General features: G+C 45.2%; 8 protein-coding genes. 6 read left to right on the forward strand and 2 right to left on the reverse strand.

Going from position 1 to position 12,680, the window contains the following annotated elements:
• Positions 1-38: 38 nt before the first annotated feature.
• Both JHD44_RS05330 and JHD44_RS05335 read right to left on the reverse strand, forming a co-directional pair.
• Entirely contained in the window at positions 39-2,504 is a 2,466-nt protein-coding gene (locus tag JHD44_RS05330) for a putative bifunctional diguanylate cyclase/phosphodiesterase (protein WP_199461731.1), read from the reverse strand.
• Complete coding sequence (locus JHD44_RS05335; RefSeq protein ID WP_199461732.1) at positions 2,501-3,619, reverse strand: substrate-binding domain-containing protein; 1,119 nt, start codon at positions 3,617-3,619, stop codon at positions 2,501-2,503. The genes JHD44_RS05330 and JHD44_RS05335 overlap by 4 nt, the downstream gene beginning before the upstream one ends.
• Positions 3,620-3,729: 110 nt before the next feature.
• On the opposite strand from JHD44_RS05335, the gene JHD44_RS05340 reads away from it, so the two are divergent.
• The 6 genes from JHD44_RS05340 (at position 3,730) to casB (ending at position 12,678) form a co-directional block, all read left to right on the forward strand.
• Positions 3,730-4,848, forward strand: coding sequence for a substrate-binding domain-containing protein (locus tag JHD44_RS05340; protein WP_199461733.1), 1,119 nt, complete (start codon positions 3,730-3,732; stop codon positions 4,846-4,848).
• A gap of 96 nt (positions 4,849-4,944) precedes the next feature.
• Positions 4,945-6,969: an NADPH-dependent 2,4-dienoyl-CoA reductase gene (locus JHD44_RS05345; RefSeq protein ID WP_199461734.1), complete on the forward strand. Its 2,025-nt coding sequence runs from the start codon at positions 4,945-4,947 to the stop codon at positions 6,967-6,969.
• A 63-nt stretch (positions 6,970-7,032) separates the two neighbouring features.
• A complete protein-coding gene (msrA, locus tag JHD44_RS05350) occupies positions 7,033-7,647 on the forward strand; it encodes a peptide-methionine (S)-S-oxide reductase MsrA (RefSeq protein ID WP_199461735.1) in 615 nt (204 codons plus the stop codon).
• Positions 7,648-7,772: 125 nt separating this feature from the next.
• Positions 7,773-10,484 (forward strand): CRISPR-associated helicase Cas3', encoded by a 2,712-nt coding sequence (gene cas3 / locus JHD44_RS05355; protein ID WP_199461736.1) that lies wholly within the window; start codon positions 7,773-7,775, stop codon positions 10,482-10,484.
• Complete coding sequence (gene casA / locus JHD44_RS05360; protein WP_199461737.1) at positions 10,484-12,085, forward strand: type I-E CRISPR-associated protein Cse1/CasA; 1,602 nt, start codon at positions 10,484-10,486, stop codon at positions 12,083-12,085. The genes cas3 and casA overlap by 1 nt, the downstream gene beginning before the upstream one ends.
• Positions 12,082-12,678: a type I-E CRISPR-associated protein Cse2/CasB gene (gene casB, locus JHD44_RS05365; RefSeq protein WP_199461738.1), complete on the forward strand. Its 597-nt coding sequence runs from the start codon at positions 12,082-12,084 to the stop codon at positions 12,676-12,678. Before casA ends, casB begins: the two co-directional genes overlap by 4 nt.
• The last annotated feature ends 2 nt before the right edge of the window (positions 12,679-12,680 follow it).

Raw genomic sequence — 12,680 nt, forward strand, 5'->3', positions numbered from 1 at the left:
TGCGCATTCTAAACCGTTTGGTCAATAATGTCCTTAGATTATTCCTGTGACTGTTTTGCCAACAGATTTAATAATTCTTCTTTCTCAACAGGGTACGAAAGGTAATACCCTTGTGCTGCTGTACAGCCTATATTTTTGAGCGCACCCAGTTGCTGTTCGGTTTCTACGCCTTCGGCGATGGCATCAAGGTGCAGTCCTTTGGCAATAGACAGAATGGATTCAATGATGACGTAATCTCTGGACTCATCAGCTAGTCCATTTATGAAGCTCCTATCGAGCTTGAGTAGGTCAACAGGAAGGTGCTTTAATGTCGCTAAAGAAGAATAACCTGTCCCAAAGTCATCAATCGCGATCTTGAAACCTAGCTGTTTGATTTGATGAATAGCATGTTCACATTGCTTGATATTGGTGATCATATCGCGCTCGGTAAGCTCTAAAATGATCTTGCTTACCACCTTTGCAGACACATGATAATAGTCATGTAACTGCTGAAGAAGTGACTCCGAAAAGAGCTTTCTACCTGAGAAATTAATGGAAACTTTGAAGTCATCATCAATGAGCCCTGATTCAACCCACGAAAGTAACTCCTCGAATACTAGATGAAAAACATACTCATCAAGATCAACGATAATGCCAGTTTGTTCTGCGACATGGAGAAATTCATCAGGCCTTAAAACCCCTTTTGTGGGGTGGTCCCATCGGACAAGGGCTTCCGCACCAAAAATTTTTCCTGTCGTTAAATCGTACTGAGGCTGGAAGACAACAAAAAGCTCTTTATTGATGAGCGCATTTTTTAGTCCCGAGCTTTTTGACATAAGCTCATGGGCTTCTGAAGTCATTGAGTTTTTGTAAACACGAAAATCATCTCTGCCCTCCCGTTTAGCATGATACATGGCTGTATCTGCATTTCGTACCAGCGTTTCAGCGGAATCACCGTGTTCAGGGTACAAACACACACCAATACTGCTACTCACGTAAACAGTCTGATTTTCTACGGTAAAAGGGCTGCGAAGTGATTCGTTAATCGCTTTCGCCAGTTGGGTGAGCGCCACCATTGAGGTAGCCGAATAGCATAACACCATGAATTCGTCGCCGCCTAAGCGTGAGACGATATCAGATTGGTTCGTTAGACTCTGTAAACGATGAGCCACTTCCTTAAGAAGTTCATCCCCCGCATTATGTCCAAGTGAATCATTAACCGTTTTGAAGTGATCAATATCCATGTAAAGAATGGAAAAGGTTGGTTGATCCGTGTGGGTCTTTAGTTGAATCGCTTTGTTTAACTCTTTATAGATCAATAGTCGATTCGCTAGACCTGTGAGTGGGTCTTGGTGAGCAAGTTGGTCTAGCTTAATGCGCTCTTCTTCTAAATCGCCATAAGTCTTTTTAAGGCGCGTCGACATCCGATTCAAAGCACTTTCTATTATTAGCCATTCATCGTGTCTATCTAAGCTTACTGGGTGATCGAAATTGTTATGTTCAATTTCTTTAAAGCTATCTTTTAGTTGTGTTAGTGGTTTTGTTATGTGGCGCCTTACCATTATCAAAATAATGGATATGCCGAATATTAGGGCTGCAAAACTGATCACAAATACCCAAGCTCGTGTGACCACTAGATCATTTTTTAAGTCAGTAGAAATTCGTAGCGCACTGTTTTGAACAGCCTGTTCATTACTTGCAACATAATCAATAAGGTTTGACTGAGAGTCTATTAATGCAGACATGACTTCCCAGCGCTGGTTTAGGTTAGCGGTCATTTTCCTTAGCGCGGCGCGGTAGCGTCGAATGGTGCGTTTCATCGATTTCTGAGCACTTTGTACTTGATTATCATACGTACGCATATTCGTGAGATGCATTTCAAGAATGTTAAGCTCTTTCTCAACTTTTATAATGATCACTCTCTCTGTATCAGGAGTGATACGACTGCGTACAGAGGCCGCCATTTTGCCTGCTCTTAGATACGTTTCGCGGATAAAGTGCATCGTATCTAGATCATTCGAGTTAGGCGCTGGCGAAGTGTTAAGCGTTTGATTGACAAAATGTTTGGTAAGCTCTGCGTCTAGGGCATCAATCTCTCTTTCTAGTTGCTCATCAATCACTGATAGCTCTTTCAGAATGCGATTAAGTGTTACGGAGTTACCAATAAAGCGATGGAAATCAACGATAAAGTCATCCATCTTTAAAACGAAATTTGAGTCGTCGGATAAGGCTCTAATCTTTTGCAATTGCTCGTCGATATTAAAGCCTTGTTCTGACAAGATATCTTCATCATAAAGAAAGGTTTGTTCCAGAAGCTTCACTCGTGATGAAAGCTCGAAGATTTCACGGCTTACAACAGAATTTACAGTCAGCTCTTGGATATGGCGCGCTGACTCCTGCTCTAAAAGAGCCTCTATGGAAAATAAAGAGCGTATTAAAAAACCGATCCCAAGCCCAAATACTGAGAACAAGACAATGACTGTTAACGCAAATCGGGCGCTTAGGCTCACTCTTTTAAAGATCATTTCCAGATCCTCTTATAGGCCTCTCGATATGAATTCTTCGGATCATATACACCAATATTCCTGTCTATGGCTTCAACATTTTCGTTTACGATCAAGTGAACAGGAGCATTATATCCACTAGGGGGCAAGCGATTAAATGCGCGATTAAATTCGTCTACGATTTGCCAGCCTTGCATAAAAAGGGGTTCTGGTACAGTAGCAAGCTGAAAAGATTGATTTCGGATCCGGTGGTAGGCTTCAACGCTCCCGTCGCCTGCAGAAATACTTTTTGGAAGTAGGTGTTGGTTTTGCCCTGAAGCGATTAAAGAGGGTATGGCAAAATCAATATACAGGTCATTGATCACCAGAAAGTGCGTAATCTGTCTAGGGTATTGCTTGAGTAGTCGAGCAATCGTAGTGGGAAGCTCGTTCGCTATATTGTCCAGCGGAATGTCTTCTATGGATAGCAACTCACAACGCTTACATTGGTCGATGGTTGACGCCATACTTTGTGCTTTAAGCTGCGCAATACTGTAATTAGAATCAGTAAAAATCACCACTTTCGCGTACTCTTTTGCATCGACAATTGCCAATGCAGCAGCAATGGCTCCAACTTCCTCTGCGTTGGTGGTGATATTTGTGAAAAGGCCAAGCTCTGGGTGGTTATTGAGATCATTGACCGCGTGCCAACCAATCACTGTGATGCCAAGTGCTTTCGCTTTTTGCAGGGCTTGCTCATGGTATTTAGCGTCAATTCCACCTAAAACAATACCATCTGGTTGTAATGCCAGAGCTCGGTTAATTGCGGCAGCTTGACGTAATTTCGAGCCATTTCCATCCAGTAAACGTAGATTCCAATCCAGCTCAGTTATGGCGTTTGTCATGCCTTTTGCAACGCTGCTTACGCCATCGTTCCGTAAATCTGAGGCGATAAAAATAATTTGTTTTCCGGCGAGTGATTTAGGCCCTGAAGTGGGGCCTGTCCATTGTGAATCTTCTTGAATGGCAAACGCTACTTTTTCTACTAAGTCTGTGAAGTTGTCAGTCTTGGCAAGGGCCAGTGAACTGTGCTGCATCAGCAAGACTGCTAAAAAGGGAATGATGAATAGAGCTTTGAGTAATGTACGTCGTATCACGGTTACAAACCCTTACCTTTTTAAGTTAATGTAATAAGGAAATTCCGTGTACCTTTTGACTATATTGTATGCGTTAAAAACTGATTTGACTGTTTTTGTAGGAACGATAAATGTCTAAATTTGTAAAAGGAATGCTTTTGATAGCCTTAATGCCTTGTTTTGGTATGGCAGCAGATTCTGCTTTGCAAAGTGACGATGTAAAGCCTTACTTTCTTCCTGAGGAACTCAATTCTCCCGGGGTGCTGAATTCGTTTCAAGAACTAGTCAGCGCGCCCGCAGTACCTTTAAAAGATACTCAAAAACGTCTGGTTAACATTGCACTGATTTATCCAAGTAGTGATTTGTCTGACTTTTGGACCCGTAATTTTCAAGCTTTGACGGCGCGTCTTAACGATCTAAATATTGACTTCCAAGTGGACGAATACAGTTCTCGTCAGCTTGAGCATTCTCTTCAGACTCGATACACAGAAGAGGTGCTCGCTAAAGCAGACCATTATGATTACGTCATTTTTGGCCCTTCAGAGCTATTAGTCCAAACAGACAATATACAAAAACTGTCGGCATCATCTGAATTTCAAACTTATATTTGGGCTTTTCACACGCCTTATAAAGACTGGCAGTATCAGCCTGACGCATGGTTTGATTTCTCCAGCTCAGCGGGCGCTAAGGTGTTGTGCAAATTTATGATCGAACGTTTAGGGCATGACGTATATTTTGCCATGAACCGTGGCATACCAGGTATCACGGATGACCAACGCTCTGGAGAGTTTAAAGAGTGCGTCGAAGCCCAAGGTGACTGGTTGAATTTGTATGAACATTTTGGACAGTATCAAGCGGGTGGTGGGGTAGATGGTGCCTCGTTGGTAACAGAGAGTTTCCCCGAAGTTACTATGTTGCATAATGCCAATACTGCCATGACACTTGGTGTATTAAGGTATTTGAAAAAACACCAACTTTTGAACCAACTCTATGTCACTGGATGGGGTGGTACTGCTGCTGAAATTGATCAAATTAAGCAAGGGTATCTTAATGCGACACCCATGCGTATGGGGGACGATGTGGGAGTGGCGACCGCTGAAGCGATTAAGCTAACACTGGAAAATAAGATTGATCAAGTTCCAAAAATTTATCTCGGACGTATTCAAATCGTAGACGATCAAATGTCGAATGAAGAGATTAACAAACTGACAGACGAAGCGTTTCGATACTCAGGACATATTGATCAATAAGCTTTTTTGCAAGGTCTAATGCGCTGTTTTGTTATTTGCTGAGAGGGCTGGGTTTGCAATCATGAGTAGGTGTTGAATCTACTCGGAGCTTTGCCCATGGCAAAACCTAATAACAATAATTACCCACACTTGTTTCAACCGCTTGATCTAGGATTTACGACACTTAAAAATCGTATCTTGATGGGATCGATGCATACCGGTTTGGAAGAAAAAGACCGCACAGGTGAGCGTTTAGCCGCCTTTTACCGCGCCCGTGCCAAAGGTGGCGTCGGGCTGATCGTAACAGGTGGCTTTAGTCCTAACGCAGAAGGCTCTCCGTACCCATTTCCTTATGAACCGCTGCGCCTACCTGTTCATCAATGTATTACTGATGCAGTGCATGAAGAAGGTGGCAAAATTTGTCTGCAAATCCTTCACACAGGGCGTTATGCCTACCATCCAAACCTTGTTGCGCCTTCACCTATCACTGCTCCGATTAACCGTTTTGAGCCTCACGCGCTGAGTTCAGAGCAAATCGAGAAGCAAGTGCAAGACTTTGTTGATACCGCTTTGTTTGCTCGCACGGCTGGTTACGATGGCGTGGAAATCATGGCGTCTGAGGGCTATTTGCTAAACGAATTTTTAGTCAAACGCACCAACCATAGGGAGGATGAATGGGGTGGGGAGTTCACGAATCGCATTCGCTTTCCCGTTGATGTAGTTCGTCGCATTCGAGCTGCCGTAGGCGAGCACTTTATAATTATTTTCCGTTTATCCATGTTGGACTTGGTTGAGCAAGGCTCTTCGTTTGAGGAGATTGTTGCACTGGGGCAGGCAGTTGAGCAGGCGGGCGCAACCATCATCAATACTGGTATTGGCTGGCATGAAGCCCGCGTACCGACCATCGCCACTTGTGTCCCTAGAGCGGGATTCAGTTGGGTGACTAAAGCTTTTAAAGACCACTTTTCTATCCCCGTGATCGCCACCAATCGCATTAACACGCCTGATATTGCTGAGCAAGTATTAGCTCGTGGTGATTCTGATATGGTGTCTATGGCGCGGCCATTCCTCGCGGATCCTGAGTTTGTGAACAAGGCCGAGCGAGGGCAAGCGGAGCGCATTAACACTTGTATCGGTTGTAACCAAGCCTGCTTAGATCATGTATTCGAAGGTAAAGTAGCGAGTTGCCTCGTCAATCCTTATGCCTGCCATGAAACGGAATTGGTCGTTCAGCCAGCAGAAACAGCTCGTAGGATCGCTGTTGTCGGCGCTGGGCCAGCGGGACTTGCTGCGGCTGTGACGGCTGCAGAACGGGGCCATCAAGTGACCTTGATCGACGCGAACGACCGTGTTGGTGGGCAATTTAATGTTGCCAAAACCATCCCAGGAAAATCCGAATTCTCAGAAACATTGCGCTATTTTTCTACGCGACTGAAAGAATTAGGGGTAGAGGTTCGTCTAAATACTAAAGTAGACGCCAGTACCCTAAATGCTATGTCTGTTGATCATGTGCTATTGGCCACGGGTATTCGCCCTAGAGTGCCTGAGCTGGAGGGCGTTGGTCATGAGAAAGTGCTTTCGTACCTCGACGTTCTGAAAGATCGAGTCAACGTTGGTAAAACTGTAGCGATTATTGGTGCCGGAGGCATTGGCTTTGATACGGCTGAGTTCTTGCTAAATGAAGCCGACGAGACGACCACGGTTGAACAATTTGCTCAGCAGTGGGGTATTGATCAAACCTTACAAGCGCGAGGCGGATTAGCCGCTGAATCCAGTCAACCAATGATGGAGTCGGCACGTAAGATTTATCTACTGCAACGCAAGCGCAGTAAGCCTGGGGCAGGACTCGGTAAGACAACTGGTTGGATACATCGAGCGCAATTGAAACAGCATGGCGTTGAGATGTGGTCAGGCTGTCAGTATCAGCGAATTGATGACTCGGGACTGTGGATCGAACGTGATGAACAGAGCCTTTGTTTAGCGGTTGATCATGTCATTTTATGTGCGGGTCAAGAGCCTGATCGCACCCTAGTCGATGGGTTGGAGTTGCCTTACACCCTGATCGGTGGTGCAGACGTTGCCAAAGAATTGGATGCGAAACGAGCTATTGCCCAGGGAACAAAAGTCGCTTTGCAAATTTAAAAGAGGACGATACCAGTCCTCTTCCTACTCAACGATACAGAGTAATGAATAAGAGGACAGGTTATGAAACAGCTTCTTTTAACCAGTGCCGTGACATTCGCGGCACTGAATATGACTACCCCAACTATGGCGCAAGAGCAAAGCTTGATTGTTGCTGGCGGCTGCTTTTGGTGTGTCGAATCCGACTTTGAAAGCATTGAAGGTGTCACCGATGTAGTGTCAGGCTACATCGGTGGACACGTTGCCAACCCGACTTATCAGCAGGTTTCGAGCAAAAAAACAGGGCATTACGAAGCCGTCAAAATCACCTTTGACGATGACGTCGTTAGCCTACGAGAACTCACCGATTATTTTTGGTTAACCATCGATCCAACCGACGCAACAGGACAATTCTGCGATAAAGGTGATCCTTATCGCACCGGCTTGTTTTATCAAAATGCGCAACAGCACGACGTGTTTAAAGCCTCACTCGCAAGCACTGCTAAGAACAAACCTTTTGACGCCGACATCGTCACCGAAATCCTCCCTGCAAGCACCTTCTACTTGGCCGAAGACTACCACCAAGACTACTACCTGAAAAACAACCTTCGTTACAAGTTCTACCGCTTCAACTGCGGGCGGGATGCACGCATCGAAGAGCTATGGGGGAGCGTGGCGAGTAAACAATCTCAAAAATGATTATTCTGAGATGATATAGCACTTAAGTATGACTTGTTGACATAGACAGCCTTAGACGACTGTGACAGTCTAACTGCACGGTGAGCTAAGCATTGAATCGTCAAAGGAATATATAGGGTGCTTTAATGGAATATTATGCCTATTGGGGAAAAGCCCAGAAGAATGAACTAGACAGCAAAGGTGATCCTTATCACTTATTAGCGTTTCACAGTTTGGATGTAGCTGCTGTGGGTAAAGTGTTGCTCACACAAAACAAAGCGTTAACTAAGAATATTGCGTCATTTCTTGAGCTAGACGAAGAAGCGTTTATTTCACTATTTATCTTTTGTTTGTTGCTCCATGACTTAGGTAAATTTGCGTCGGCCTTTCAGGCTTTATTCAAAGATGAGTCTGGTTTTCTATTTAATGCTAATCCCACATGGCACTACAACAGCAAAGAGCATCGTCATGATCAGCTGGGCTTATTTTTCTGGCATGAGCTTAGAGAATTAGAAGAGCTGTTCCCGCTCTCTCTTTCAGATAGTGAAGAAGCGCAGGCTTTTGAAACATTCTCAGTATTGATGGAGTGCAGTTTAGGGCATCACGGAAAGCCGATTCGGTTTGATAAGCCCAGCGATCTAAAACGTTATATTCAAAAGCACAATGTCTCGGCGGCAAAGTCTTTTGTTTTAGATGCTTATCATTTGATCAAACCGTCAATTCTATTCGAAAAGTTTCTTGATGCTTCATGGCGTGCACGTCTGAAGCAGGTGAGTTGGTTGCTTGCAGGAGTTGCTGTGTTAGCTGACTGGATGGGATCTGATCGAGCCTATTTTCCATATCGCTCTAAGCCTGTTGAGGCTCTAGGTGATTATTGGGAAGACGCACTGGCAAATGCTCAACGAGCTTGGCAAGCAGCTGGGTTAAGCAGTAGTGCTTCGATAAAACCTTTTCAGTCGGTGCAGGCTCAATTTGGCTTTTCACCAACGCCTCTGCAGGCTTGGGCTGAAAGTGTAGATATTGATGATTCACCACAGCTTTTTATCCTCGAGGACGTTACCGGGAGCGGTAAGACCGAAGCTGCTCAAGTGTTATTACATCGATTACTCGAAGCAGGGGCTGCTGATGGCTTTTATTTTGGTCTGCCAACCATGGCGACCTCTAATGCAATGTATCAGCGTGTGCTCGATCATTATTCATTCATGTTCCAAGATCATTCAGCTTTACCGAGCATTGTGTTAGCGCATGGCGCTCGTGATATGAACGAACAGTTCCAAGCCACCCTCATGTCTGAAGGTAGTAGTGAAACAAGTTATACCCGCGATGATCAAACTGCGACCGCTCAATGTAGCCAATGGTTAGGGGATTCGCGTAAGAAAGCTCTATTAGCACCGATTGGTGTTGGCACATTAGATCAAACTTTATTGGCAGTTTTACCGCGTCGTCATCAATCTTTGCGGTTATTGGGGCTACACCGAAAAGTATTGGTATTCGATGAGGTACATGCGGCTGATGAGTATATGTTTGAACTGCTCGAAAGTTTGCTATCACTGCATCTGCATTTTGGTGGTAGCGCTATTTTATTAACAGCAACTCTTTCTCAACAGCAGCGTCAGCGTCTCACAGATGTTTGGCTCAACGCTTCGGCTCACTCAGGTAAACAGCTAGAACAAACACATTTTCCTTTAGCGACTAAAGTCTCGCTTTCTAGCGAGCAGTCTTTACTAGAACAGCCGCTAGATAGCCGAGAAGATGTAAGCCGTTCGGTAGCTGTGCACTTTATTGATAAGAAAGACACGGTCGTTGAAAAGGTTGTTCAAGCAGCGAGGGCTGGTGAATGTGTTGTCTGGGTTCGTAATTCAGTAGACGATGCTATAAGTGCTTACACTGAAATCCGCGAGCAATTGGATAATCCAGATAATGCGCTCTTATTTCACAGCCGCTTTACATTGAGTGATCGTCAAACTATCGAGTACAAGGTGCTAAATTGGTTTGGTAAGCACAGTGACGCTCAAGCTCGACATGGCAAAGTGTTAGTGGCGACTCAAGTCTTTCAAGAAAGTTTGGACGCGGATGCGGATCTCATGATTTCCGATCTTTGCCCGATTGACGACCTTATACAGCGGGCTGGGCGTTTACAACGCCATACTCGCAATGCTCAGCGTGAACGAGAGCTCGGCATCCGCGATACGCGACCTGCGCCATTGCTGTACGTTCATGCACCAGCTTGGTCTGATGATCCTAGTGCGCATTGGTTGAGAGATGTTTTGCCTAGTGCGCAAGCAGTGTATCGCTCACCCGGTAGACTGTGGTTAGGGATGAAGACGTTAAGAGAGTTGGGCGGTATTCATATGCCGGAAAAAGCCCGCGATCTAATTGAGGCTGTGTACTCTCCAGAAGCTCAAATGCAGATCCCAAAAGCACTAGAGGAAGCAGAATTAGAAGCCGTTGGAGAGCAAGTTAGTAAAGTCAGTGCCGCTAAATTCAATCGGCTCCAGTGGCAAGATTATGGTTACAGCGCTCAAAGCAATCAACAATGGTACGACGATCAAACGGATATCAGCACGCGCTACAGCAACCTAGAATACGAAAATATTTTACTACTTAAACGTGATGGTAAAGGGGAGCTGGTGCCCTATGCTAATCAGCCTAAATTTGCTGTGCCGTTGAGTACTTTCAAAGTACTGAAAAGTAAGTTTGCGGATCAAATGACTCAAATCAGTGAAGAAGAGGGGCTTGCTTTGGAGATGCGCTATCCTAGTGCTAAATACCTTCAACCATGGCTCAACAGTGACGATCCGAATTTTAGTTATAGCGATGTGTTTGGTTTTCAACAATTCAATGAAAAGGATGCCTAATGAACTTAGTAAAAGACCCATGGTTGCCGATGCGAATGCGCGACGGCTCGGTGCAGTCGCTGCCGATTAGTCAGATTAGTGCAGATAGCGTAGTGGATTTTGCTTTGCCACGTGCAGACTTCCAAGGTGCGGCTTATCAGTTTGCAATTGGATTGTTACAGACAGCCTTTGCTCCTAAAGACTCAACGCAGTGGGTAGAGCGATTTAAGCAAGCACCTACTGAGCAGGAGCTTGAGCAAGCTTTGCAAGCAGTGGAGCATGCTTTTAATGCCGAGGGTGATGGCCCCCTGTTTATGCAAGACTTTGAATCACTCTCTGAGCAAAAGCCCTCAAATATTGCAGGACTACTGATCGACGCGCCAGGTGAAAACGGCATCAAGAACAACACTGATCACTTTATTAAACGTGGTGTGTGCGATCAGATGTCGTTAGAAATGGCCTTGTTAGCGCTATTCACTCTTCAAATCAACGCACCCTCAGGTGGTGCAGGGCATCGCGTAGGGCTACGTGGCGGTGGGCCGTTAACGTCTCTCGTGATACCGGCAGATTCGGATGCATCTTTGTGGCAAAAGCTTTGGCTCAATGTGATCAATCGCGAGAGCTGGGTCTATGATGCCCCTGATTTTAGTGATGGCTCAGTGTTTCCTTGGTTAGCTCCGACACGCACTAGCGAAAAGAAAGGCTCCGAAGTCCTTCACGATCATGTACATCCATTGCATATGTTCTGGGCCATGCCACGACGTATTCGTTTAGAAGTGCGAAACCAAGAAGGGACATGTGCGATTACTGGTCAGATGACGAGTAACGTTGTAAGTGACTATCGTACGCAAAACTACGGTTACAACTACTCGGGTAATTGGGCGCATCCGTTAACGCCTTATAAAAGCGATCCGAAAAAGCCCGATAGTGATTGGCTATCGGCTAAAGGTCAGCCAGGAGGGATTCAATACAAGATTTGGGATGCCTTGGCTTTTTCTAGTGAGGCAAATGCGCAGCGATGCGCAGCAGTGATTAGCCACTTTGAAAATGTGAGTGCTGCCAATCGCCGAGCATTTAAAAATGTTGTCACCAGTCTCTGGGTGTTTGGCTATGACATGGACAATATGAAGCCCCGTGGCTGGTACAGCACGACTATGCCTTTGTTTCAATTCGATCCTGAACAACAAACGGATCTTCTATTAGAGGTTAAGCGTTTACAAAAGCTTTCTGGAGACGCTTTGTGGCATTTACGCACACAAGTAAAAGCCGCGTGGTTTGAAAGCCCAGGTGATGCTAAGGGTGATATGTCTTTCATCGATTTGGAATTTTGGCAGCGCAGTGAGGCAAGTTTCTTTAGCGCTATCTCACAATTAATGGATGCTGTAGACGATGGCTCGGAAGTTTTACCTAGCGCCACTGCAAAAGTATGGCTCGGCCAATTGCAGCATACAGTCCTAGATTTATTTGACGAGTATGCGCTTTCGGAGCTTGGCTCGGAGCGAACCATGCTCAAACGAATCGAAGCTCGACGAGCATTGTGTGGCTGGTTGTTTGGTGGCAAAGATATCAAAACCTTTAAAAAAGATTATCGGATAGAGCAACAACAGGAGGTGATGCCATGAGTGGAATAAAACAATATGAACATACCGTCCTACGCTGGTGGCAGAGTATGTTTGAAGACTCTGCCACATTAAAAGCTAAGGGCAATGTGCCAGCGCCAACGTCTCACAAAGCTCAACTGAAGCGATGCGACAGCGCAGATGCAGTAATGCTACAAGAAGGCTTTCGCATGCTTTGGTTAGAATTGTTAAATCAAGGTCTTGAAGACTCATCACAAAACCTTGAAGCATGGGCGACTGTCGCTGCAGTACTGGTACATATCAAGCAAGATAATGGCGAGAAGCTGGCGTCCCAAGCAGGCAAAAAGGTAAACAAACATGGCGAGCCTGCTGAAAAATCGATTGTTAGTGAGCTTCGTTTTGCCAAGCTACAAAACGCCCCAACACCAGATGACTTCCTCAAGCGTATACGTCGTATTGTACTGCAATTAGATGGCAAAGCATCACCCACAAAAGTGGCTGATGACATATTGCAATGGTTTGATGAATTCTACGCATGGTCACCGCGTAAAGCGGATAAGCGCATTAGCGTGCGTTGGGCGATGGACTACTACCAAGCTGCTAACCAAAAATCTTCTAAATCTAAAACTGCTTAAAA

This window comes from Marinomonas ostreistagni, from assembly GCF_016461785.1.
GTDB classification, from domain to species: Bacteria; Pseudomonadota; Gammaproteobacteria; order Pseudomonadales; family Marinomonadaceae; genus Marinomonas; species Marinomonas ostreistagni_A.